The 23,125-nt window shown below is 67.6% G+C and carries 27 protein-coding genes; 9 read left to right on the top strand and 18 right to left on the bottom strand.

Translation table 11 applies throughout. The features are described from left to right. On the top strand, window positions 1-741 hold a 741-nt coding region (locus tag A5646_RS13625; protein WP_156765599.1), incomplete at its 5' end, for a DUF2961 domain-containing protein. On the opposite strand, the gene A5646_RS13620 is transcribed toward A5646_RS13625, so the two are convergent. The 4 genes from A5646_RS13620 to A5646_RS13605 form a co-directional block, all read right to left on the bottom strand. After that, entirely contained in the window at window positions 682-1,512 is an 831-nt protein-coding gene (locus A5646_RS13620) for a rhomboid-like protein (RefSeq protein ID WP_082984730.1), read from the bottom strand. The genes A5646_RS13625 and A5646_RS13620 overlap by 60 nt on opposite strands. Before the next feature lie 104 nt (window positions 1,513-1,616). After that, the gene (locus A5646_RS13615; protein ID WP_066868256.1) at window positions 1,617-2,276 is read right to left on the bottom strand and encodes a cysteine hydrolase family protein; all 660 of its coding nucleotides are present in this window, start codon (window positions 2,274-2,276) and stop codon (window positions 1,617-1,619) included. Next, window positions 2,242-3,006: an SDR family oxidoreductase gene (locus tag A5646_RS13610; protein WP_066868258.1), complete on the bottom strand. Its 765-nt coding sequence runs from the start codon at window positions 3,004-3,006 to the stop codon at window positions 2,242-2,244. Before A5646_RS13610 ends, A5646_RS13615 begins: the two co-directional genes overlap by 35 nt. 15 nt (window positions 3,007-3,021) lie before the next feature. Beyond that, the gene (locus A5646_RS13605; protein ID WP_067022074.1) at window positions 3,022-3,600 is read right to left on the bottom strand and encodes a PaaI family thioesterase; all 579 of its coding nucleotides are present in this window, start codon (window positions 3,598-3,600) and stop codon (window positions 3,022-3,024) included. A 97-nt stretch (window positions 3,601-3,697) separates the two neighbouring features. On the opposite strand from A5646_RS13605, the gene A5646_RS13600 reads away from it, so the two are divergent. From A5646_RS13600 to A5646_RS13590, 3 genes are all read left to right on the top strand, one after another. Continuing rightward, window positions 3,698-4,285, top strand: a complete 588-nt coding sequence (locus A5646_RS13600; RefSeq protein ID WP_066868262.1) for a TetR/AcrR family transcriptional regulator — start codon at window positions 3,698-3,700, stop codon at window positions 4,283-4,285. An 80-nt stretch (window positions 4,286-4,365) separates the two neighbouring features. Next, complete coding sequence (locus A5646_RS13595; RefSeq protein WP_066868264.1) at window positions 4,366-5,199, top strand: mycofactocin-coupled SDR family oxidoreductase; 834 nt, start codon at window positions 4,366-4,368, stop codon at window positions 5,197-5,199. Between the two features lie 10 nt (window positions 5,200-5,209). After that, window positions 5,210-6,412, top strand: coding sequence for a cytochrome P450 (locus A5646_RS13590; protein WP_066868266.1), 1,203 nt, complete (start codon window positions 5,210-5,212; stop codon window positions 6,410-6,412). A gap of 26 nt (window positions 6,413-6,438) precedes the next feature. Here the strand turns inward: A5646_RS13590 and A5646_RS13585 are convergent, their stop codons facing one another. The 5 genes from A5646_RS13585 to A5646_RS13565 all read right to left on the bottom strand — a co-directional run bounded on the left by A5646_RS13585 (window position 6,439) and on the right by A5646_RS13565 (window position 10,654). Beyond that, window positions 6,439-6,996 carry a TetR/AcrR family transcriptional regulator gene (locus A5646_RS13585; protein ID WP_066868267.1) on the bottom strand — a complete coding sequence of 186 codons (558 nt, stop codon included), beginning with the start codon at window positions 6,994-6,996 and terminating at the stop codon, window positions 6,439-6,441. 72 nt (window positions 6,997-7,068) lie between these two features. Further along, window positions 7,069-7,395 carry a hypothetical protein gene (locus A5646_RS13580; protein ID WP_066868269.1) on the bottom strand — a complete coding sequence of 109 codons (327 nt, stop codon included), beginning with the start codon at window positions 7,393-7,395 and terminating at the stop codon, window positions 7,069-7,071. Beyond that, window positions 7,392-8,708, bottom strand: coding sequence for an aromatic ring-hydroxylating dioxygenase subunit alpha (locus tag A5646_RS13575; protein WP_066868271.1), 1,317 nt, complete (start codon window positions 8,706-8,708; stop codon window positions 7,392-7,394). The genes A5646_RS13580 and A5646_RS13575 overlap by 4 nt, the downstream gene beginning before the upstream one ends. Further along, window positions 8,705-9,586, bottom strand: a complete 882-nt coding sequence (locus tag A5646_RS13570; protein ID WP_066868273.1) for an enoyl-CoA hydratase/isomerase family protein — start codon at window positions 9,584-9,586, stop codon at window positions 8,705-8,707. The genes A5646_RS13575 and A5646_RS13570 overlap by 4 nt, the downstream gene beginning before the upstream one ends. 102 nt (window positions 9,587-9,688) lie before the next feature. Further along, window positions 9,689-10,654 carry a TIGR03621 family F420-dependent LLM class oxidoreductase gene (locus A5646_RS13565; RefSeq protein ID WP_066868275.1) on the bottom strand — a complete coding sequence of 322 codons (966 nt, stop codon included), beginning with the start codon at window positions 10,652-10,654 and terminating at the stop codon, window positions 9,689-9,691. A gap of 139 nt (window positions 10,655-10,793) precedes the next feature. Here A5646_RS13565 and A5646_RS13560 point away from each other — a divergent pair, with 139 nt between their 5' ends. Beyond that, the gene (locus A5646_RS13560) at window positions 10,794-11,498 is read left to right on the top strand and encodes an SDR family NAD(P)-dependent oxidoreductase (protein WP_066868278.1); all 705 of its coding nucleotides are present in this window, start codon (window positions 10,794-10,796) and stop codon (window positions 11,496-11,498) included. Window positions 11,499-11,641: 143 nt separating this feature from the next. Continuing rightward, the gene (locus A5646_RS13555) at window positions 11,642-12,031 is read left to right on the top strand and encodes a PPOX class F420-dependent oxidoreductase (protein ID WP_066868280.1); all 390 of its coding nucleotides are present in this window, start codon (window positions 11,642-11,644) and stop codon (window positions 12,029-12,031) included. Between the two features lie 12 nt (window positions 12,032-12,043). On the opposite strand, the gene A5646_RS13550 is transcribed toward A5646_RS13555, so the two are convergent. The 3 genes from A5646_RS13550 to A5646_RS13540 are packed head-to-tail and all read right to left on the bottom strand — an operon-like array spanning window position 12,044 to window position 13,952. Beyond that, window positions 12,044-13,030, bottom strand: a complete 987-nt coding sequence (locus tag A5646_RS13550; RefSeq protein ID WP_066868282.1) for an SDR family NAD(P)-dependent oxidoreductase — start codon at window positions 13,028-13,030, stop codon at window positions 12,044-12,046. 26 nt (window positions 13,031-13,056) lie between these two features. Beyond that, entirely contained in the window at window positions 13,057-13,752 is a 696-nt protein-coding gene (locus A5646_RS13545) for a cutinase family protein (RefSeq protein WP_066868368.1), read from the bottom strand. A gap of 26 nt (window positions 13,753-13,778) precedes the next feature. After that, window positions 13,779-13,952, bottom strand: a complete 174-nt coding sequence (locus A5646_RS13540; protein ID WP_066868284.1) for a CsbD family protein — start codon at window positions 13,950-13,952, stop codon at window positions 13,779-13,781. A gap of 61 nt (window positions 13,953-14,013) precedes the next feature. On the opposite strand from A5646_RS13540, the gene A5646_RS29430 reads away from it, so the two are divergent. Next, on the top strand, window positions 14,014-14,178 hold the full coding sequence (locus A5646_RS29430) for a hypothetical protein (protein ID WP_197498103.1): 165 nt from the start codon (window positions 14,014-14,016) through the stop codon (window positions 14,176-14,178). A gap of 15 nt (window positions 14,179-14,193) precedes the next feature. On the opposite strand, the gene A5646_RS13530 is transcribed toward A5646_RS29430, so the two are convergent. Continuing rightward, window positions 14,194-15,213, bottom strand: coding sequence for a phosphotransferase (locus tag A5646_RS13530; protein ID WP_066868370.1), 1,020 nt, complete (start codon window positions 15,211-15,213; stop codon window positions 14,194-14,196). Window positions 15,214-15,401: 188 nt separating this feature from the next. On the opposite strand from A5646_RS13530, the gene A5646_RS13525 reads away from it, so the two are divergent. Then, a complete protein-coding gene (locus A5646_RS13525) occupies window positions 15,402-15,995 on the top strand; it encodes a TetR/AcrR family transcriptional regulator (protein WP_066868288.1) in 594 nt (197 codons plus the stop codon). A gap of 52 nt (window positions 15,996-16,047) precedes the next feature. Here the strand turns inward: A5646_RS13525 and A5646_RS13520 are convergent, their stop codons facing one another. The 3 genes from A5646_RS13520 to A5646_RS13510 are packed head-to-tail and all read right to left on the bottom strand — an operon-like array spanning window position 16,048 to window position 19,606. Beyond that, on the bottom strand, window positions 16,048-17,103 hold the full coding sequence (locus A5646_RS13520; protein WP_066868290.1) for a dihydrodipicolinate reductase: 1,056 nt from the start codon (window positions 17,101-17,103) through the stop codon (window positions 16,048-16,050). A 38-nt stretch (window positions 17,104-17,141) separates the two neighbouring features. Continuing rightward, on the bottom strand, window positions 17,142-18,281 hold the full coding sequence (locus A5646_RS13515) for a hypothetical protein (RefSeq protein ID WP_066868292.1): 1,140 nt from the start codon (window positions 18,279-18,281) through the stop codon (window positions 17,142-17,144). Next, entirely contained in the window at window positions 18,278-19,606 is a 1,329-nt protein-coding gene (locus A5646_RS13510) for a hypothetical protein (RefSeq protein WP_066868294.1), read from the bottom strand. Before A5646_RS13510 ends, A5646_RS13515 begins: the two co-directional genes overlap by 4 nt. A 44-nt stretch (window positions 19,607-19,650) precedes the next feature. On the opposite strand from A5646_RS13510, the gene A5646_RS13505 reads away from it, so the two are divergent. Then, the gene (locus A5646_RS13505) at window positions 19,651-19,989 is read left to right on the top strand and encodes a hypothetical protein (protein ID WP_066868296.1); all 339 of its coding nucleotides are present in this window, start codon (window positions 19,651-19,653) and stop codon (window positions 19,987-19,989) included. A 3-nt stretch (window positions 19,990-19,992) separates the two neighbouring features. Here the strand turns inward: A5646_RS13505 and A5646_RS13500 are convergent, their stop codons facing one another. Further along, complete coding sequence (locus tag A5646_RS13500; RefSeq protein WP_066868298.1) at window positions 19,993-21,378, bottom strand: CHAT domain-containing protein; 1,386 nt, start codon at window positions 21,376-21,378, stop codon at window positions 19,993-19,995. Continuing rightward, window positions 21,375-23,108 (bottom strand): hypothetical protein, encoded by a 1,734-nt coding sequence (locus tag A5646_RS13495; RefSeq protein WP_067022072.1) that lies wholly within the window; start codon window positions 23,106-23,108, stop codon window positions 21,375-21,377. Before A5646_RS13495 ends, A5646_RS13500 begins: the two co-directional genes overlap by 4 nt. Window positions 23,109-23,125 lie beyond the last annotated feature (17 nt).

Here is a 23,125-nt window from a genome sequence, read left to right as displayed (position 1 = left end):
GCCGCGTCCCCGCAGTGGTACGGCACCGGCACCGAGGACCTGTATGAGGGCGGCTGGTACTTCAAGGGCGGCACCCACTTCAGCGACCCCCTCAACGGCCAGCCCGATCAACGCACCGCCGCCGGTGGTTGCGCCGACTATTGCGTCGCCGTCTACCGGATCATGCTGGCCGACGCCATCGGCTATCACTCCGCGATCCGATTCGGCATCGAGCACGGCAAACGGAACATGGTCCAACCCGACTACGGCTCAACGGCATTCCTCTACACACAGCCGGTCGCCGGCGTCACCGGTGGCGACGACGTCAGCCCGACTGATCCCGTCAATCGAGTCCTGCACGGCTACGCCGACTTCGACGCGACCGACCAGCTACTGGTCAGCGAGTACGAAGGCACCCAGGACACCCTGCCGGTCGTCGGTTCGGTCCGTATCGGCAAGGGCGCGATCACTTTTCATGTCCAGATCGATCCGGACAACCACGGCATCCTGCTGCGGCGGACATCGGATCAGGCCATCGGTTTTCAGTCGGCCGACGTTGCGGTTGACGGCACACCCACGGGAAACTGGTTGCAGCCGCGCAGCAACAGCTTCCACCGCTGGCTGGACGATACCTACCTGCTGCCGCGCTCGGTGACGGCGGGTAAGGCGCAGGTGACGATCACCCTGACGCCCACCGCCGACTCACCGCCGTGGACCGCCAGCCGCTATCACGTCGACACGCTGGCGGGGCCCGCCGACTAACGAGCGGTTGGTGGCCAGTCCGATGAGGGCACCGGCCAGCCCGCCGGCGGGCGCCATCAGCGAAGGCCCGGCGAGCAACAGATAGCCGAACGTGACGGCGACCAAGAGCAACGCCTGGTGCAGGGGTGCCCACGAGGCCGCCGACCGCAACCGGAACGACAAGCCGATGCCGAGCAGCAGCGCCACCACGTGGCCGACGGCGGTGAAGTCCGCACCCGCGGCCGCCACCACCGCGGTTCCCAGCCACCAACCCGCCCAGGTCCCGCGCCAGCGGGCCGGGATCGCGGCGGTGAACGCGCCGAGCACGCACATCGCGCCGTAGCTGATTCCCACGTCGCTGGCGCGGGCGACCGAAACCGGCAGCATGCCGGTTTCGATGGCGGCGACCAGGCCGACCGCGACGATCACCGTGGCGCCGATGTGCCCGACCGCGAAGGTGACGAGCAAGCCCCTGCCACACCACATGAGTTCGCCCAGGGCCAGCAGGCAGACCAGCCCGGGCAGCCAGAAGAACAGATCGCCGCCGTCGTTGACGAATGCGCTGCCGATCAAGGTGCCCAGGTGACCGCGCCCGAGGTTGTGAATGTTCGTGCTCATTCGGCTCACGGCGACCTCGTGCGCGTGCGGGCCCAGCGCGGCGAGGATGAGATAGATGGCGAGCAAGACGACCGCGTAGCTCACCGTCACTCGAACCGACGCCGCTCCGGGTATGGCGCGCAGCGGCGCCTGAGCGCAACGCAGGGCGCCGTCGCGGGTAGCGGCGAGCGTCATGCCTCTACCGTGCGGGTTCGCCGGGCGGCGTGCCTCGTTCTTAACGAAGCCTTCACACGCGCGCCGCAAATCTTCACGGATCGCCGCGGCCCCGTGACGTCGGCTTAAAGAGCGGCGATCGCGGCAACGGCCTCGTCGGCCGTCACGAGCGCCGAGGCGTAGTTGGGCATGTTCACCTCGAGGGCGGCGTGCATCTCGCCAGCCGAGTAATCGGCCGTCGCGTCTCGAACCACCGTGACGTCATACCCGAGCTCGGCGGCGAACCGAACCGTTGCCTCGACGCAGGTATGTGCGATCAAGCCCATCACGATGACCCGCTCGATGCCATGGCGCTTGAGCTGCAGGTCGAGGTCGGTGTTGGCGAAGCCGCTGGAACACCAGTGTTCGTGAGCGACGATGTCGCCCGGTTGCGGCTCGAACCCGGGACGGATCTCGCCGCCCCAGGTGCCGTATTCAAAGGTCTTGCGCGACCAGGCTGCTCGTTGCACCGGCGCGATGTACTTCCACGTCTCGTAATCGCCCGGGCGGTAGCGACGATGCAGCGCGTAAAACACGCGCAAACCCGCACCGCGGGCGGCATCGAGCACCTGCTGCATATGGGTGACGCAGTCATTGCTTTCGATGACGCCTTGCAACCGATCCCACACTTTCCCGCCCGGAGAAATGAAATCGTTGTAGGGATCGATCACCAGAAGCCCGGTCGCCGCCTTGTCATTCGCCACCCGACCATCATCTCTCGGCCGCGCCCATGATGAACGGGACATCGTCGGGAGCCGCATGGCGGGCGGTCAACAACGCCCTGGCCGCTCCGCCGATCGGAATGCGCAGCGGCAGTTGCGGTTTCTCGGCGGCATCGACCACCTCGGCCGCGACCTGTTCGGGGGTGATCATTCCGGCGCGGGCCCCGCCACCCCGCAGGATCGCCGCGTAGGGATCGTCGGGGAGCCTGTAGGTGGTCACGTCGTCGAGCGCCCCGGAGCTCACGGCTCCGGGCTCCAACAGGGCGGCCTGAATCCCCAACGGCGCGACCTCGATCGCCAACGCCTCGACGAGGGCTTCCAGCGCCCACTTCGTTGCCGCATACGCCGCCCCGGGCGGCAGCACGACGCGTCCGAGGACGCTGGACATGAACAGCAGTTTCCCGTCACGTCGGGACCTCATCTGCGGCAGGACCGCCTGGGCCACGCGGATCGCGCCGACGGTGTTGAGGTTGAGCAGCCGCTGCAGCTCGGCCAGCGGCGTGGCTTCCACGGCGGCGTAGAAGATCACCCCGGCGTTGGCGACGACGATGTCGATTTCGCCGGCGGCGTCGACGGCCGCGGTGACGCTGGCATCGTCGGTGACGTCGAGGGACAGCCGCAGGGCGACGTCGAGCTCCGCCAGGGTGCGGGGGTCACGGGCGGTGGCGACCACGCGGTGGCCGCGGCCGGCGAACTCGGTGGCGACGGCGCGGCCGATGCCGCGGTTGGCGCCGGTGATCAAAACGGAGGTCATGGCGGTCCGGTCCTTTCAGCGATGCTTGCCGTTGCCGTTGCCGTTGTATTGAGTTGTGCGACTGGGTAATTCGAAGATCAACAGGGTGCTGCTCGCCGTCGCGACGAGCGCTCCGGAGGCATCGGTGGCCTTCGCTTCGGTGAACCCGATGCGCGCGCCCGCCTTGACCACCGTGCCGACCGCGGTCAGTGGTCCGCTGGCCACGGTGACGGCTTTGAGGTAGTTGACCTTGATTTCGACCGACGTGTACCCGAAGCCCGCGGCGAGTGTGGTGTGCAATGCGCAGCCGGTGACGGTGTCCAACAGCGTGCACACGGTGCCGCCGTGCACCGTTCCCAGCGGGTTGTACATGGACCCGTCGGGTGTGCAGCTGAAGGCGATGCGGCCGTTTTCCACCTCGGCGATGCGCATCTGGATGAGCTCACCGATCGGTGGCGGCGGCAACTGCCCGTCGGACACCGCCCGCCAGTAGGACAGGCCGGACATCGACGCGGCGGCGGCCTGGGTGGCGATCGGGTCGTGCCAGCTGATCAGGCGCGACCGGGGCTCGCCCCATCCCGTGACCTCGGCCTCTCGAGCGTCTGAATGCACCATGCGACCCCTCCGGCATAAAACTGATCGGTTTACTTCGTTAGCACCAAGCTAGCGATGCACCGGCTATTTGTAAACCGGACGGTGTACCATCGGTGCCGTGAGCGCAGCCGCAGCACAGTCGCCCCGGGTGGCCGGGCGCGGCGCACGCGAACGCATCGAGCGCGCCGCGGCCCGGCTCTTCTACCGCAACGGCATTCACGCGACCGGAGTCGAACTGATCGCGCAAGAGGCCGGCGTCTCCAAGCGAACGCTTTACCAACATTTCGCCAGCAAGAACGAGCTCATCGACACCTATCTGCGCAACATCGACGCCCGCGGCGGCTCGCCCACCGAACGCCGCCTTGACGAGGGTGACCTGCCCGCCCGCGAGCGCCTGCTGGCCATCTTCGACGTACGTCAATCGGACATCGTGCGCGGCTGCCCTTTTCACAACGCCGCGGTGGAATCGGCCGGATCGCTGGCGACGACGGACGACATCGTGCGAACCCACAAGCGCAACTTCAGTGACCGTCTCATCGCGGTCGCGCGCGAGGCCGGTGCCGCCGATCCTCATCTGCTCGGCCAGCAGCTGGCCGTGCTGTTCGAGGGTGCCACCGCGATGGCGACGTCACTGAATGACACCGCGCCCGTTGTGCATGCGCGCGCCGCCGCGGCAACGCTGATCGAGGCCGCGCTGCGGTCTTGACGGACTCGTCACGATGCTGCTAGACATGGCCTGCGCCACACTTTTGGGCGATCGCCCAAAGTCGATGGGTGGAGGATGCCATGGGTCGGATGGACGGCAAGGTCGCCTTCGTGACCGGTGCGGCACGGGGGCAGGGCAGGAGTCACGCCGTCCGGCTCGCGCAGGAGGGTGCCGACATCATCGCGGTCGACATCTGCCGGGGATTTGAGGGATCGCCGGCTCCCGCCGCGACACCGGAAGACCTCGACGTCACGGCGGGCATGGTCAAGGACGCCGGAGCTCGCGTGGTGACCGCCGAGGTCGACGTCCGCGAGTACGACGCGTTGCGGGCGGCGGTCGACGGCGGTGTCGAACAGCTGGGGCGCCTCGACGTCATCGTCGCGAACGCCGGCATCGGCACGATGACCGGCAAGCTGCACAAGACCGACGAGGCGCTGTGGCAGGAGATGATCGACGTCAACCTCAGCGGTGTGTGGAAGACGGTCAAGGCCGGTGTCCCGCACCTGCTGGAGGGCGACCGCGGCGGTTCGATCATCCTGACCTCGTCGGTCGCCGGCAAGAAGGCCTACCTGCACACCGGGCACTACACGTCGGCCAAGCACGGCGTGATAGGGCTGATGCGCGCGTTCGCAGTCGAATTGGGACACAAGATGATTCGGGTCAATGCCGTGTTGCCGACCCATGTGAACACGCCGCTGCTGATCAACGAGGGCACCTTCCACGCGTTTCGCCCCGATCTGGACAACCCTGGACCCGACGATCTCGCGCCGATCTGCCAGACCTTCCACACGCTGCCGATCCCGTGGGTCACCGCCCAGGACATCAGCAATGCCGTGCTGTTCCTGGCCTCCGACGAGGCCCGCTACATCACCGGGGTCGCGCTCCCGGTGGACGCGGGCAGCTGCCTGAAGTAAGGAAGCATCGATGACGGTCACCAACGACACCGACGTCTACTACGACCCCTACGACGTCGACATCAATGCCAACCCGTACCCGATCTACGCGCGGCTGCGCGAGGAAGCGCCGATCTACTACAACGAGCGCTACGACTTCTGGGCGCTGTCAAGGCATTCCGACGTCGAACGCGGCCTGGCCAACTGGGAGACCTTCTCCAACAGACGAAGCGACATCCTCGAGCTCGTCCAGTCGAAATTCGACATGCCCGGCGGCGTCATGATGTTCCAGGACCCGCCCGAACACTCGAGGCTGCGCGGCCTGATGTCGCGGGTGTTCACCCCCCGCCGGATGGCCGCGCTCGAGGACCAGATCCGGCAATACTGCGTGCGCTGCCTGGACCCGCTGGTCGGCTCCGGGGGTTTCGACATCATCGCCGAGCTGGCATCCATGATGCCGATGCGCGTGATCGGAATGCTGTTGGGGATCCCGGAGTCCGAACAGATCTCAGTGCGCGACGCCAACGACGCCAACCTGCGCACCAAGCCGGGTGCGCCGTTGAAGGTCGCCGACGCCGACTCCATCGCCGACGGCCGCATCTACGCCGACTACGTCGAATGGCGTTCCAAGAACCCCTCGGACGATTTGATGACAACGCTGCTCAACGTCGAATTCGACGACGAGAACGGGGTGCACCGCAAGCTGACCCGCAAGGAGGTGCTGCACTACACGCAGGTGGTCGCCGGGGCCGGAAACGAGACCACCGGCCGGCTGATCGGCTGGCTGGCCAAAGTGCTCGCCGAGCACCCCGACCAGCGCCGCGAGGTCTACCGGGACCGGTCACTGTTGACCCGCACCGTCGACGAGACGCTGCGATTCGAACCCACCGGTCCGCACGTCGCCCGTTGGATGGCAAGGGATTTCGAGTGTTACGGCACGACGGTGCCGGCCGGCAGCGCGATGCTGTTGCTGTTCGGCGCCGCCAATCGCGATCACCGCCGCTACACCGATCCCGACACCTACGACATCCGCCGCGACAACATCTCGCACATCACCTTCGGTAAGGGCGTGCACTACTGTCTGGGTGCCAACCTGGCCCGCCTCGAGGGCCGCGTCGCGCTGGACGAGATCCTCAACCGGTGGCCCGAATGGGACATCGATTACGACACGGCGCAATTGGCGTCGACGTCGACCGTCCGCGGCTGGGAGCGACTGCGGGTCGTGCTGCCCTGAGAACGGCTGGCGCTTAACCGGCCGTGTCAGCTGCCGCGGCGTTTCTTCGGCGTGGGCATCTCGAATCGGTCCAGGAAGCGATTGACCAACGCGATGGCCTCGTCATGGCCGCCGTGGGTACCGAGGCCCTGCTCGAGGATCAGTGTGCGCCCGATGGAGGCGATGACGACCGCCAGGGCCGCGGGCGGGAATTCGTCCGTGTCGAGCTCGTGTTCGCGAACGATGAAGTTCAGCGCGGTGATCTGCTGTTCGCGCCAGCGCTCCGACCATGCCGAGATTTCGGCCCGAATCTCCTTGCGGTGGTTGGCAAGTCCCATGAACTCCAGCAGCAGCCGGGTGTCCTTGGGTTCGATGAGCGTTGCCCAGAAGGCGTGCAGCGGCCGGTCGGAGGACAACGCCTTCTGCTGGCGCTCCAGGTAGATCGCGGCACCGCGGCGAAAGACGGCCAGGTACAGCTCGTCCATGGTGGGGAAGTAGTAGTGCACCAGGGCCGGTTTGACGCCGGCCTTCGCCGCTACCCGCCGTGACGTGGCCGCGGCGTAGCCCTCCTCGAGCATGATCTGACTCGTGGCGGCCACCAGCATGTCGCGCGTGGTCGAGTCACGCGGCTTCGGTCGATGGGATGCGGTCACTGTGTGGTCTTATCACAGGTCCGGTCAGGGAACCGGCTCGGCGACCATGTCGAAGAACGCGGCACCGGAGTCCGGGATGCGGTTCTGTTTGAACACGTTGACGGCGTAGGAGACCAGGATCATCGAATACAGCAGGTGCAGCAGCCTGGTCGCCTCGTCCGGTAACGCGTTGATGTCGAGCCCGTTCAGGTAGGCGATCGCCTCCTCCGCTCGTGGGGCGATGGCGTCGTAGAAGGTGACGAGGTCGTCGTAGGGCTTGGCCAGTCGCGCCTCGTAGCGCTGCGCGCGGGTCGGCAACGCCCAATCGTCGACGAACGGTTCGAGGTCGGTGAAACCGGCAGGCAGCGTCATGACGACTCTCCGGATCGATAGGCATCCACCGTGTCGCGAATGACGGTGTGGAACTGGCGGATGAGCAGTTCCTGGTCGCTGAGGTGAAAGCTGTTCTGCGCGCGGGTTTTCAGGGCAGAATGGGTCGCCTCGATCGTGTTCACGTCCTGCATCGCGAACTCGATCGTGCTGTCGACCACCAGTTCCTGGGCCAGGCGTTCGGCGGCGTTGGCCGGTGGCAGGAAATACATGTCGATCTCGTAAATGTGCGAGTCGACCGTCTCGGGCCAATAGGTGTAGGTGATGTAGTAGCCGCGGGCCCAGATCTGGATCGAGATGTTCGGGAACACCCAGAACTGGTCGTTGCCCCACGAGGCGATGTCGCCGCGGTTGAGGAAATTCGGTTGCGGCGCTCCGAAGCCCAGGTCGGGAACGTCGTCGGGCCCGAACAGCCCGGCGCGGAACAGCTTGTACACCCAGCGCTGGTCCTGGCGGGCCGGTCCCGCGGTGCCGGGCTCGCGCGGTGGCAGCGGTGGCGGCCCGGGCACCGAGGTGAGCATGTGGGGCCGGAACAGTTCGTAGTGGTAAGAGTCGACGGGCGGCACCATCTTCTCGGCCTTGGCGACGTCGGGATCGATGAAGCGGCCGTGCACATACGGCGGGTGATACCACTCGCAGACCGAATCGACGGCCAGCTTCCAGTTCCCGTTGATGCGGGTGGAAAACCCGTAGTGCTGCGTCATCCTCTCGAAGGGATAGGCCTCGATGCCCAGCAATCCGTCGCCGAGGAAGTCACGCAACGGCACCGGTGCCCCTTCTTGTTCGGAGGCGAGGTTGACGAAGATGAAACCCGCCCAGACCTCGCAGTGCACCGGGGGCATGCGCAGTGTGCTCCTGTCGAGGTCGAAGAACTCGCCCTCGTTGGTGATGTGGTTGACCTTGCCGTCCAGGCCGTAGCGCCACCCGTGGTACTTGCACGCGAATGCCCTACAGGTGCCCGACGTTTCGCGGCCCGGGTGCTCCTGCCAGACCACCTTGTTGCCGCGGTGCGCGCACACGTTGTGGAAGGCGTGCACGGTGTCGTCGCGGTCTCGGGCGATCACGATCGAGGCGAGGCGCCCGGGCAGATCGCGAGTGAAGTAGGAGCCCTTACGGGGCAGCCGTTCGATGCGTCCAACGCACAACCAGTTTCGCTCGAAGACGGCCTTGCGTTCGGCGGTGAAGAACTCCTCGGAGATCGAGTCCTCGTAGCTGACCGGCGCAGTCCCCAGCTCGGGATAGTCGGTGGTGAACTTGCCCCGCCCGGTCGACAGGCGCTGCTGGATGCCGGTCATGACGGGGCTCCGCCATTGCTCGGTGTCGACCATGGCTCCGCGTCCCAGGCCCGGTCCAGCGGCGCCATCTCGCCGCCGAACGGGAAGAAGGCGCGCTGCGCGTAGGTCTCCCGGGCCAACCCGTGGCCGAGCTCGTCGATGAAGGCACGCTTGAGCGGATTGGTGAACAGCTGCCGCGAGTAACGCAGCGTCAGTGGTGGGCGCTTGACCAGTTCGCGGGCGAGTTCCCAAGCCCTGTCCAGCAATTGGTCCTTGGGCAGCACCTCGTTGACCACCCCCCACTCCTTGGCCTCCTGGGCGCCGAGCTTCATGCCGGTCAGCAGGAAATAGCGGGCCCGGGTGTGGCCGGCCAGAAAGCTCCAGATGACATGCTGGCCGTCGCCGGGCACCTGGCCGCGCGGAAAGTGCGAGGCGTCCTGAAAGTAGGCGTCTTCGGCGGCCAGCACGATGTCGCCGAGCAGCGGCACCTCGGAGTGCATATTGCACGGCCCGTTCACCGCGCTGATCATCGGCACGTCGACATCGAGCACATTGGTGATCAAATGACGCGCGTACCAGGCTTTTTCGTCGAGCTTCAGCAGGCCGCGGGTGCCCGGCATCAAAAGATAGTCGGGTTTGTCGACTGGGTCGCCGTTGGGCATGCGTCCCCAGTTGGCGTTGTAGTTCTCGCCGGTTCCGGTGTGGATGAGCACCTTGATCTCGCGGTCGCCCGCGATATCGGCGAACACATCCGACATCTCGTCGTGTGCCCGCCAGTCCCACACCAGGCTGCCGCCGTTGGTGTGGCACTGCATCAACAGGATGCCGTCCTCGGAGAGCTCGAGCCGATAATTCGCGTAGCGATCGTGGTATTCGCTGTATCTGGTGCGCTTCGCCATTGGGCCGTCTCATTCCCGACAAATTGTCAGCCAGCTCGTTTGAGCGATCGCCCAAACTCCGATAGCTGCCATGCTTGCACCTGAAGTCGCGGGGGTCAAGGTTCACCGTCCGTGCAGGCGGGCCACCACCGGTGCGAAGGATTCGATCTGTGACTGCTGCACGGTGACGTAGTTGACGCCCAGGCTTTCCCGGCGCGAATGCAGCTTCTCCACAACGTATTCCGCCGAGCCGATCAGGACATTCGGATGGTCCCGTAACAACTCGGCGGTGATGCCCGTCGACGCCGCCAGCCCGGCCAGTACCGCCTCGGGGTCGTCGGTGATCTCGGTGAAGTACGGCGAGCTTTCGACGTCGAGGCGGCCGTAGCGCTCCCCGGCGGCGGCCCGCACGAACCCGATTCGGCGCTCGGCCACCGCCTGTGGGTCCAGCCCGTCGGCGTCGCGCGCCACAAAGGGCACGCTGGAGATGCTGACGATGTCGGCTTCGCGCCCGGCCAGCGTGAGGACGCGCTGTCCGCCGCCGCCGATCATGACCGGCGGATGCGGTTGTTGCACCGGTCGCGGCCGGCCCGCATAGCCGCGTACCCCGACGAACTCGCCCGAGCAGTCGAGTTCCTCGCCCCGCCAATGGGCCTTGATCAGCGAGACCACCTCGGCCAGCTTGGCGATCCGCCGGCCCGGCCGGTCGAATTCGAGGCCCATCGCGGCGTACTCGACGCCGCTCCAGCCGGCGCCGATACCGAATTCGAGCCGGCCCTCGGAGAGCAGGTCGAGCGTCGCCGCCTCCTTGGCCAGCACCGCGGGCACGTGGTAATCGATGCAGAAGACGCGGCAACCGATGCGCAAGGTGTCGGTCCAGGCCGCCGCCGCAGCCATCGCCGCGACCGGTGCCAGGTCCTGGCGCGGGGTGCGCGCCTGGCGCTGCGCGGGCCCCGGCCCCAGGTAGTGGTCGGCGAGGAAAAGCGTTGTGTAGCCGAGGTCTTCGACGCGGCGAACGGTGTCGCGCCACGCGCGCGCGTCGGCGGCATTGGTCGCCTGCACTCCGAACCGAAACGGGGGTCTGCCCATCAACGGACCCTAAGCGGGGCGGCGGAACCGAATCAAGGCGAATCCGAGATGTCGCGTCTTGACCGTCGCGGCGGCCGGGTGATAGGCATGTGGAGCCCATGTTTGGGCGGTCGCTCAGGAAAGCCGAGGTGATGCGCGCGTGAAGACGGCGGTCGTTACCGGCGGCGCCTCGGGGATCGGCCGTGCCGTCGCCGAGCGGTTGCGCAGCGACGGGTTTCAGGTGGCCGTGCTCGATCTGGCTGTCACCGATGACGGGTTCGGTTATGGCGCCGATGTCACGGACCGCGCTCAGGTCGATGCCGCGATAGCGGCCATCCGCAAGGCGTTTGGCCCGATTCTGGTGTTGGTCAATGCGGCAGGCGTGGAAGGGTTCGCGAAGTTCTCGGACATGTCCTTCGAGCAATGGTCGAAGGTGATCGACGTCAACCTGCACGGCGTTTTCCACACCGTCCAGGCCGTGCTGCCCGACATGGTCGAGGCGAAATGGGGGCGCATCGTCAACATCTCGTCGTCCAGCACGCACTCCGGGCAGCCGTTCATGGCTCACTACGTCGCCGCGAAGTCCGCGGTGAACGGGCTGACCAAATCGCTGGCCCTCGAATACGGACCAGTGGGCATCACCGTCAATGCGGTGCCGCCGGGCTTCGTCGATACCCCGATGCTGCGCAGCGCCGAGCGCCGCCACCTGCTCGGTGGGACCGTGGAGGACCACATCCAACGCACCCCGGTGCGTCGCGTGGGCAAGCCGGAGGACATCGCCGCGGCCTGCGCCTTCTTTGTCTCCGAGGAGGCCGGCTACATCACCGGCCAGATACTGGGCGTCAACGGCGGGCGCAACACCTGAACACCAAACACTTGGATTCCCAACGGGATTGATGCGCGAGCGGGATGCTCCGCTGGTCGGCGGCGCCGGGCTGACCATCCCATGATTGGGAAGTTCGAGATCGGGGAATGGGTGGGGCATCCATCCACAGACAAGGAATCCCGGTGGCCACCAGCTTCAAGGACGTCATTCAATCCAAATACCTGCTGTTGACGACATTCACCAAGGACGGGCGTCCGAAACCGACGCCGATCTGGGGCGTGCCCGACGGTGACGACAAATTGTTGGTGATCACCGACGACGGCTCGTGGAAAACCAAGCGAATCAACAACACTCCCAGGGTGACAATCGCCAAGAGCGCGGCGCTGGGCAAACCCAAGAGCGACGAGGTCGAAGCCGTCGCCCGGGTGTTACCGAAATCCGAGACGCGGCGGGTCTACAACGCCGTCCTCAAGCGGTATTGGTATCACGCGTGGTGGTTCTATGCGCACACGATCGTCCGCGGCGGCATCGACAAGGTGCACGTCGGCCTGGAGATCAAGCCCGCGGCCTGACAGCCCGCGCGGCTAGGAGCCCTCGGAGCGAATGGCCTCAAAAGTATCTGCGACCGTCTCCTGCGGATCCCGGTAGGTGATGCCGAGTTCTCGTTCGCTCGGGGAATCGTCGGAGGCCGGCATTTGCGTGTAGTACTGCATTCCGGCCCACGTGAACGGCGTTTCGAAGGGCAGGAAGCGGTTCGCTCGATCCAGCACCGCGCCCGCCACGCGCAGCGCCGTGTCCGGGATGGGGACGGCGACCATCGGCGTCCCCGCGACCTCGCCGAGCAGGTTGGCCAGGTCCGCCGCGGGCACCCGATGACCGCCGGCGGTGTAGCGGCGGGGTCCGTGCCCGGGTTCGAGTAGGGCCGCGTGCAGCGCGGCCAGGTCCCGTACGTCGACGATCAGCCACGCCGCGCTGCGGCCCGGGATCGCGTGCATCTGCAGCGCGGATCGCACACCCTCGCCGGCCTCGCCGAACTGGTCGCCGACCGGCGGGCCGAGCACCATGCCCGGATAGGTGATGTTGACCGGCGCGCCGGCATCCTGCAGGCCCCGGGCGTAGATCTCGACCTGTGCCTTGGAGGTTCCGTATCCATCCGCGCCGCCCACCACCGGCAGGTCCGCCGTCAACGTCTCCAGGTCGGGATGGAACAGCGCGGTGAAGCTGGACACGTGGACGATGGGGTCCAGGCCCAGCTCGACCGACTGCCCCAGGACGTTCTGCGCGCCTTGCATATTGGTGGCGAGCATCTCGGCGGTCTGACGGGGGTCGGTGGCCACCAGTGCGGCGCTGTGCACGACGGCGTCGCAGCCCTGCAACGCCTCCCGCACGGCGACCCGGTCGGTGATGTCGGCGACGGCGAAGTCCGAGACGTCCACGCCCAGCTTGGCGACGGTGGTCTGCAACTTGTCGGGGTTTCGCACCAGGAACCTGACGGAGTGCCCGGCATCGGAGATGGCCTTGGCGGTCCAGCCGCCGACGAATCCGGTACCGCCCGTGATCAGAACCCGCATGGCCTCATTCTGCAAGACCGCCGAATCTACAGGTGGCTCGAGGCGAAGTTCGCCGCTTGGTTCGTCATGCCGTTGATCGGATATGACGTGTGCGCGGCGAAATCGCTGCCGTCGCCCTTGCCGCAGACCGGGTCACCCTGCGCGCACAACTCCAGGGTCTTGGGCTGATACAACGGGCCGATGGTCAGCGGCGGTGCGTTGTACTTCTGCAGGAACTGACCCGACGGCGTTCCGAACAGCGTCACGGCGGCGACGTGCTTGGCGACGTCGGGCGGCATCGGCGGGGGTACCGCGGACGCGGGCACCCCCGGGGGCACGGCGGCCGAGGTGGTGTATCCCGCGACGGCAGCGCCCTGCGAGTAGCCGCCGAGCACCTCTTTGGTGTTGGGACAGTTCGCGGCCATCGACTCGATGTGCGAACTGGCGTCGCGGATACCGTCGATGACGGTCAACGGAAAGTCCGGGCTCGAAAAGTCAGTGCTGGCAGGGTAATTCACCGGATACACGGTCAGTGACCTGCCGCCGACCTGTGAGCGCAACGCGTCTACGAAGGGCTGGCCGATCCCGCCGACGCCGGGCGCCTCGCCCGATCCCCGGGCGAAAACGACCTCGACGTCCGGACACGGCTCGGCCACCGCGGACGGTGCCGGCGCGCCAGCCATCAGCGCACCGCACACCGCCGCCGCGGAAAGCAGACTAATCGACAGTCGGCGCGCCAACATGGCGGCCGACCCATCGCGGCAGTTCATTACTTCTTGAAGGCGTCCTTCACCTTTTCACCGGCGTCCTTCAGGCTGGACTTCGCCTGGTCCGCCCTGCCCTCGTTTTTGGTGTCGTGATCGCCGGTCGCCTTGCCGACTGCCTCCTTGGCCCGGCCGCCGAGGTCCTCGATCTTGTTCTTCAGCTTGTCTTCGTTGCTCATGCCGCTGTGGCTACCCAGCAATGGCGGCTGCCAAAACCCGCGCTGCTGTCATCATGGATTCGTGAGCACCGCAATCGTGGTGGCGGTAGTGGCGGGGTTGATGCTGCTCGGCATCGGCATGGTGATCAATCAGCTGCTGCGCCTGAGGCGCTATTTGGGGGACTCGCCCACCGTGCAACCCCCCGGTACGGATGCTGACCCGCCTCCGGACCCACCGACCCCCTGACGGGGTGCCGCGGGTTCAGCTCGCAATCGCGGCGATCGCGGCCGCGCTCTCCAAGTCGCCGAAGGCGACCGCGTATCGCTGAGCCAGGGCCGCGGCGACTTCGACGCGTTGCCAGAGTCCCCCGCCGGCGCTGGCCGTGCACAGCCACAAAGCCAACCCGTGTGCGACCGACGCGCGATAGCGCAACCAAACCTCTGCCGGGGACGGAATCTCGTTGGCGGACAGCGCGAGCGCATCGCGGTATTCGTCGAGGAGGCTGCGTTCGTGCCTGCGGCGATCATCAACCGTCAGAGCGCCCTGCAGGAAGTAGCCGAGGTCAAGTGACCAGTTTCCCCGGCGCGTCATCTGCCAGTCCAGGAACCCTACTGCGCCGTGTGGCGTGACGTAGGTGTTGCCGATGTGTGGATCGCCGTGCAGCAACGTCTGGGGCGATGAGGTCAGGGTCCGGATGTACGGCTTCCACACTGACTCGACGAGATGGTCGATGGTCAGATTCAGCACCTCGGCGGGAGTGTCGTGATCGAGGAGTTCCAGGGCCGACGGCAGCGGGGCGTATTGCAGGCCGTCGAAGGGCAGGAACGGTTCGAGCCAGACGAGACCCGGATGTCGCAGTACGCGCTCGCCCCAGTATCGGCCGTGCAGTCGGCCCAGGGCGCGCACTCCGGAGGCGGCCTCCTCGACGGTCAGCGGGCGGAGCGAGTCACGCGGATCCGCCGCGCGTGCGTTCAGATCCTCCATGACCATGATGAAGTCGTAGGCGTCTTCATCGATCACAGCGGTGTACACCGCCGGGTGTTCGAGCGGCAGGGGAACACCGGACATGAATAACCGCGGCTCGTGGAACATCCCGCTGGTCATCCGGATCAGCTCTTTGTGAGCCGGATCGGCGGCCTTGACGAATACGGTGGCCGGACCGTCGCCGGCCGAGTAGCTCAGCGCTAGTCGGGCGCGCCGGTTGGTGCCGTCGTCGCGGAGCTCGACGGCCACCTCGTCGACGACGGCATCGGGGTGACTCTCCGCGAGGGCCGCCGACATCCAGGCCGGGGTGATGTCGTCCCAGCTCTGCGGCACCGACAGCGGCAGCGTGCGCACCAGGATCCTCTCGTCGTGGCGGCCGTGGTGTGCCAGTAACGACACGGACCGTGTCGTTACTGGCTAGGAGGGGAAGTTACCGCATGTGGCGCACCCTTTGGAAGGGCTCGGGCTGATCTAAGCTCGCCCTCATGCCTCAGATGAGGGGCGGCAGACCGCGCGACATGCAGCTTGACGATGCGATCCTGGTGGCCACCCGGGATCTGTTGGCGGTGGGCAGTTACGCCGAGTTGTCGATGGAGAAGGTGGCCGCCCACGCCAAAGTGGGCAAGAAGACGTTGTACCGCCGCTGGCCGTCGAAAGCCCCACTCGTCGCAGATGCCGTCCTGGACGCCTACGGTCGAGGCGGCTCGTTCGAGGTCCCCGACACCGGCGACCTACGAGCCGATCTGCGCTCCTGGCTCGTCGAGCACGCGGAATTCATCGCCGACCCGGCGAGCGCAGCGCTCATACGGGCGCTGATTGCCGCCGCGGCCGCAAGCGCGGCGGATAACGAGGCGCTCTACCAACAGCTCAGCATCCCCCAGCACGCCGGGCTGTTGGCCCGCCTGCGCCGCGCCGCCGGCGACGGCCACTTGCAGGCCGACGCGGATCTCGATTCGGTCGCGAACGCGCTGATCGGCACCCTGCTGCTGCGCGTGCTGACCGGCATACCGGCCGGCGGCCCGCCCGCGACCGAGTTCGACGGACTCCTCGACGCGCTTCTCGACGGCGCCGCGCGCTGATCCGCGAAGGCAGCTATCTCAAGCCAGGTCGGCGACGGACGGCGCTTGGGAACTAGATCTTTGCGTTGCCGCGCGGCAGTGTCAGCGGAAGATCGGCGTAGGTGGCGATGCCCGGCGCCGCGGCGACGACTGCGGCGATCCCGTTGATGGCCGGCACGGCCGTCATGATGTGGCCGAGGTCCATGAATTCCTCGAGCGTCGTGGCCTCGAAGTACGGCGGCGGCAGGAAGCCGACCTTGGTGGTGACCGTGGGCTGGCCGTCGATCTGGATGACCCAGCCATCCTGCTCGATCTTCCAGTCGGGTTCCAGGGTCTGGCCCTTTTTCCACCGGACGTTGAGGTCGATCAGCGTCTTGTCGTTGACGACGCCCTGCCAGCTGATGTAGGTGCCCGCGACGTGTCCGGCCGGGATGGTCCAGGACGCCATCACGAGATCCTCGGTGGTCTGGGCGAACTCGGCGACGCAGCGCACCTCGTCGAGCTCGACGCCCAGCGCGTCACCCACCAACCGGACGGCCTCACCGAAAATGGCGGTGCCCTTCGCCGCCATCGCCGGCAGGTCGGGATGGTCGATCGGCTGGCCGAAGCCGACGGGCTTCTCGGTCTCCGGCGAGTCATAGAAGGTGGTGTCGGCGGCCTCGTTGACGGTGACCTTGTCGATCCGGTTGCAGACCATGGCCGAAACGATGGCCAACAGTTCGGCGAAGCCGGGGCTGACGCCGGACCCGAAGATGGTGGAGCCGCCCTTCTCGCAGGCCTCCAAGATGCGGTCGCGACCCTCGCCAAGATTGTGGCCGGTGATGAACGACGCCGTGGTCACCACGTTGACGCCCGCGGACAGAATGCGGACCAGTTCGTCCACGTTGATCCACATCGGGTTGTAGACCACGCAGTCCGGCTTCAGCGCCAGCAGCTCATCGATGTCGTTGGTGGCCGCGATCCCGAGCGGCTCGATCCCGACGAGTTCCCCGGCGTCACGGCCCGCCTTCTCCGGCGACCAGGCGTAGCAGCCCACCAGTTCGAGGGTGGGGTTGGTGACGATCGATTTCAGCGAGCTCTTGCCGACGTTTCCGGTGTTCCACTGAACCACTCGATAGGTGTTTGGCACTCGCTCAGCATAGGGAATGACCGGGGTTCTTAGTAGGCCTAATAGGCAGATTCCGAGGCCAATATTTCGGCGAGGAAGGCGTCGCGCGGCGGCCGATCCAGCCGCGACCGAGCCCAGCGCCGCACCCGCTCCCGGATCTGCGGGGATTCCGTGGTTTCTGCGCCCACCAGAACCGAGGTCGCCGACCAGTCGTGGTCCCAGGCCGCCGACTCCGTCAGGGGGCGCCCCTGGCCGTCGGCGAGCTGGACGGTTGCGCGGCCGGTGGCGTCCAGGGTGCCGCGGCCCTCGATGGCTGCGGAACGCAGCCGCACCGCGATGCCGGTGGCCGGGTCCGACCCGATGACGGCGGCCTGCACCACGGCGACGACCGTCGAGCCGCGGGCCTCGATGCTCCAGTCGACGGTGTTTTCGCCGGCATCGAAGACCGCGGGCGCAACCCCGCTCCAGGCGATGGTGGCGACACCACGGGCTATCGCGCCCGCGCCGCGCGGACCCGCGCCCGCGCCGGCGGCCAGCGCGTAGTCATCGCATCGATCGGTGGGCAATGCCAGAACGAAACTCGAATCATCAAGCGCCGCAGTGAGTTCAGACCATTCGTCGCCACCGACGCCGACCTCTTCGGCGAGGCCGGCGCCGGCCCGGACCAGGTCTACGACGCGTGAATCAGCGCTGCGCAACTGGCTCATCAGCGCGGCGGCGTGCGGCGCAAGCAGCTGTGTCACATCCGAATCCAGCGTGTCGTCGGCGAAGAAGCCCTGCGCGCCGGCGGTCAGCAGCGCAACCTCGACGTCAAGCAGCGCGCGGTCCAGGCCGGCGAGTCCGTCTTGCCTGCTGGCGGGCCACCACCGGCGCAGCCAATGGCCGGTGGCGAGCCTGCGCAGGGGGGCGACCGAGCCCGGCGCTGGGTCGACGCCCACGAGCTCGATCGTGCGCGGTGGACCCGTCTCGCCGCCCACGGCCGACACCAGCGCGACGTGTCCGGCTTCACCGAGGACGCGCCACAACCAGTCCGCGCGCGACACGTCGGTGAACGTGAGGTGCGGCGCCGCGCCGTCGGGGTCGTCCACCGTCCACGACAGCACCGCACCGCTGACCTCCAGCAGGGCGATCAGAGGCGTTGCGGCAGCGGGGTTTACCGGCCCTGTGCTCCAAAGCCCGGAATCGGCAACCAGTCTCATCCGGCCACCTGCAATTCCAGCATCGCTTTGATTCGCTGCCGGTGATCCAGACTCACCGACCGGGCCACCCCGTCCAGCAGCGCGCGCACGTCGTCGACGTCGTCACAGCGTTCCTGCCAGACGTCACGTCCGTGCAGCCGCGCCCACAGCCGGCTCAGGTAGGGCTGCGCGAAGGCCGCGAGATCGTCGACCACTTGCCGTTGCCGTGGATGAATCGGGCCGTTCTCGGCCAGATACCGCCGGGCGTGCAACACGTACGCTTCCTTGCGCAGCCGCGCCTGTATCTGCGTGGCCAGGTCATAGCGGCACGATGCGGACGGGTCCAGCGGAGCCAGCTCGACCGCGACCTCGATGCCGGCCACCAGCGTGGCTTGGTTGTCCTCGGCCAGCAACCCCCATGGCGCGCAGGCCCGGTCGACCTCTTCCTCGCACAACATGGGGATTTCGGGTAACGCGTCACGATCCAGGGCGCGTCGCAGGGTCGCCCGCACCCGGTCCACCACACTGCGATCCAGCGGGCGGTCACCGTCGGCACCCGGTGAAATCGCCGGAGGGCGTTGCGGGGCAACGGAACTCAGTCCCAGCTCGACGATCGACCAGGGCAATTGGCCGGTATCGGTGCGGGCCAGCGCGCCCAGGTTGTACGGGGTGGGGTCGGTGATCATCGCCGACCAGGCGCGCTGACGGGCCGCCGCGGCGCCATGGCCGGCGACCGCACCCAACACCGTGCCGAGCTCGGCCCGCAACGGCTCGATGACGGCTTCTCCCGCCCGGACGTCGCGCCAACTACGTTCCAACTGTTCGGCCAGCGTGGCAACGACATCGGCATCGGCCACGTATCGATGCAGGACCTCGATCGCGGTGCGATCGCGATCCCGGTGGATCTCGCCGAGCACTGCCGCCGCGGTCTCGTAATCCTGCGGCGTCGGTGGGCCTTTCGTCACGGCGAGTTCGAAGCAGACCGGGAAATACAGTTCCTGGGCGTTCCCGGTGCGAATCCGCTGCCTGCGGCGCTCGAGCTTGAGCGCCTCGAACCAGGCTGCGGCCGAACGCAATTCGGAGCCGCAGCCGACGATGAGATCGTGCATGGCCGCCGCCGTCTCGGGCGTGACGACCGGGGCCGAATAGCCGGGATTGGATCGCAGCCGCAGCACCAACGGGTCGAGGATGCGTTTGACGGTCCGGCTCAACGGGCCGCCGTCATCACCGCTGAGCACCTCCACGCCGGGGCCGATGGCCCGCCACGCCGCCTCGATCACCGAGCGCCGCGGATGGCCCGCCGCCTCGCCCGCCGCGGCGGGCGCTACCTGCGGGTCGGCGCTCATCTGCACAGAATAGGGCCATCGCAAACTTTGCGGCAGCCATAAAGTTGGGTTCGGTAGCCGGTGCGCGGCGGGACGCTGATCGCATGAACACACTGTTGCCGCTGGCCGACTGGCTCCGGTCGCGCCGCCGTCGCGACGCCGGAAATCGCACCGTGGGGGTCGGCACCGTGCGCAAGGTCAAGCGCCAGGTCTTCATCGAGGTGGTCGCCGTTTCGGGCGAGACGTTCATCGGCAAGCTGGCGCGATGCGACGGTGGCCCGGACCTGTCCGTGCTGCGGCCGGGCCTGGTCGTGCTGGTGGCCTTCGATCCGACGGCCCGCGAGGAGCTTTCGCTGCCCGACGACGTGCTGGCCGTACACGCGGCCTGGGTGGCCTCGCTGTGAGCGCTACCGCGCGCCGTCCACGGCGAACGTGACCAAGGCCGCCCAATACAGCGGGCTGGCCTCGACATCACCGTCGCGCCAGCGCCGCATCCGCTCCCGCTGCCACCGATTCACCGCGCATCCCGCCTCCTCGGCGGTGTCGTGGGCGGTGTCCACGGCAGCCACCAGATCGGCCATCGGATCGCCCGGCTGGTCGCCGACAGTGTCGGTCGACCCGGTGAATTGCCGGTGGGCGGCGGTCGTCGGCAGCGACCACAACGTCGCGGTCACCAGCTGCGCGCCGTTCAGGATCATCGCCGCCACCAGCCCGGTGGCCTCGTCGAACTGATAGTCACCGCCCGATCCGCAGGCCAGCAGCGCTACCCGGGGCGGCATCGGCAACCGCAGGGTCATCAGGTCCGAGGCGGTCAGTGGGCGATGGTCGCCGATCGCGTCGGCATCGCCGGGGATGTCCGCCGTATCGGCCAAATGCAGGGCCGCCCGGTCCGCCCGGGTCGGGTGATCGTGCTGGTCGTCCGCCGAACTCGCATGCCCGACGTAGAGCAGTCGGCACGGGTGCTGACCGAGCAGGTCGGCGAGCCACCCGCGGTCGGCGTCCTGGCGGCGGAACAGGTCGACGCTGGTGTCGGCGTGTGGCAGCACGGGCCGGCGCCGCATGACGGCGGCGAAGTGCTGCGCCACCGGCGTGTCCGGCGCGGGCCGACCCAACACCGATCCGAGGGCGGAATCGGGCCGTTGACCAGGCACCCGAGGATCCAGAATCAGCAGCGGTGGCCCATCACGCCGGGCCTCCCAGTCGCCCGGCGTGCGCGGCGAGTGCACGATGTTGGGTGGCACCGCCATCAGCACGTCGACCAGTTCCATCAACCGATGGCCGTCGGTCAATTCCGCGATTTCGGCTAGCCGCCAGGGGATTTGGGCCGCGGTGCGGCCGCTGGAGGTGATCGCATCCTGGCGCGCACGCACCAGTTCTTCCTTGCTCGGACCCGATTTCGGGATCGCCAGCAGCCCCCACGGCACCCGGGCCAGCCGTGCGCTGGGCGAGACGAACAGCACCGCCCGCGGCGAGGCCGCGCATTCGGCCAGCAGCTGCCACCCCGCCGTGCCGATGAGCAACACCCCGAGGATGTAGGCGACTGTGAGTTCGGTGTCCGGCGTGGCGAACGGTCCCGTGGTCAGCGCGCGCCCGATGGCGTCGCGGCGGCTTTCGGCGCCGTGCGGCTCGGGCAGGGCAGCGGTGAGTTCCTGCAGCGCGGCCAGCAGCAGCGGTTCTTCCAGCACCCAGGTGACGGTTCTGGACGGCTGGCCGACGATCCGCAGACTGGCGTAGGTGGCGATGCCGAGGTCGGCGTAGCGCAGCACCAGGGTCAGCCGGTCGGGCTCACTCATGGGAACGTCGACCAGGCGGGCTCGGCCGCGGTGACCTCGCGCCCGTAGCGCTGCAAAGCCAGCGCCCGATAGTGACTCAGGATCGGCGCCGCCCCCGGTTGCATTTGCAACGGCGGCAACGGGCCCAGCCTGGTCAGCGACGCGCCACCCGCAATCGGCGGGCCCGCGGCGGCCAGCGCGGCGGGCTCCGTTTCCGCCTCGACGGGAACCGATGCGACGGCCGTCGAAGCCCATTCGCCGATCCGCGGTCGCTGCAGCCCCTCGAAAGCGCCTCGCGCGCTGTGATATTCGACCAGCTCGCTGATCAGCGCGGTGTTCTCCCACTCCCAGGCGACCGCGAAGGCACCGGCCAGGATGGGCGCCGAGATGCCGGTGGCCCAGCGTGCCCGCGCATCGGCGTCGGCGATCGAATAACGCACCGAGTCGACCGCCAGGGCGGCCGGCACCTTGAGCTCGGCTGCCTGTTCGAGCTTGGACATTCCGCGCCAGTACTCCGGCGTGCCGACCTCGCCGCGCAGGATGCCGAGCCCCTCGGCCTGGCGCGCCTCGGTTTCCTGCAGCATCTCGTCGGGGTCGCCCGAGCTGTCAAAACCCAGGTCGGCCAAAGCGTCGGCGCGCCAGACCGTTCCGAGATGATTGTCCAGCTGGGCGTACTGCAGCCAGCTGCTGCGTGGCGAGGAGTCCAGCAATTCGCGGGCCTGCGCGATGAGCTCGACGGCGTCGGAAAAGCGGCTCCAGAAGATGGCGATCCAGCTGCGCTGCAACAGGATCCGATGCAGGGGCAGCGGCTTTCCCAGTTCGCGCCAGTGCCGTTCGGCATGTCCCCAGCATTCGTCGGCGGCTTCCAGGGCACCGGATCCCAGCCGGGTGAGTCCCAGGTACAGCCAGCACCGGGCGACGTCGTTGGCCCGGTCGTGGCGGGCGATGACGGGGTAGGCCTGACCGACAAGTTCCTCGGTGCCGGCATGGTCGTTGGCCGCCCAGCGCGCCGCCGCGCGCTCCAATTGCGCTCCGGCTGTGGCCAGTTCCCAACCCTTGGCCGCCGCCCGCGCTTCGGCGCGGCGCAGCCACGGCTCGGCCTCCTTCAACCGCCCCGTCTCCACGCAGAACCTGCCGTACCCGGTGGCGCCGGTGATCCACAGGTGGTCGGCGCGCTCACCACCATCGCCGGCTTGACCGATGTTGTCAAGAACCTGTTCCCACAACGGAACTGACCGCACATGCAGGTCGTCGTCGCACAACGCGGTGGCACACCGGATCCGCGCGTGGGTGCACAGGTACCGGTGTTCGCCGGCGAGGTCGGGGTGGTCTTCTCCGGAGTCGTTGGCGCACAACGACTCCAGCCCGGCCGCCGCGGCCTCGTGATCGCCCAGCGCGGCGGCCAACCCGGTGCGCAGGAACTGCGCCCGTCGCGAGTACCGGCGGGTCATCCGCGCGATCTCACCGTCGGACAGTCGCACCCGCTCGGCCGCATCCGGCATCGTGCCCGCGGCGATAGCGGCGTAGATCGCCAGGCAGTCTTCGATGCGCCGGACGGATTCGCGGACCCCGTCGTACGCCCCGCGCGCCAGGTAGATCTCGCCAAGCTGCCCAAGGGCTTCCAGCATGAGGTCATCCCGGTCGTCGCGTTCGATCCGCGGAATCAGCGACAGCAGCAGTTCGCGGGCACCGGACTCATCGGCGGCGAACGCCAAACGACGCGCCTTGTCCAATTCGTCCGGGATCGACACGGCTGCATCATAAGTCC

It is taken from the genome of Mycobacterium sp. 1245499.0 (genome assembly GCF_001673615.1).
In the GTDB taxonomy this organism is placed as follows: domain Bacteria; phylum Actinomycetota; class Actinomycetes; order Mycobacteriales; family Mycobacteriaceae; genus Mycobacterium; species Mycobacterium europaeum_A.
This window is presented reverse-complemented; position numbering and strand designations above follow the sequence as displayed.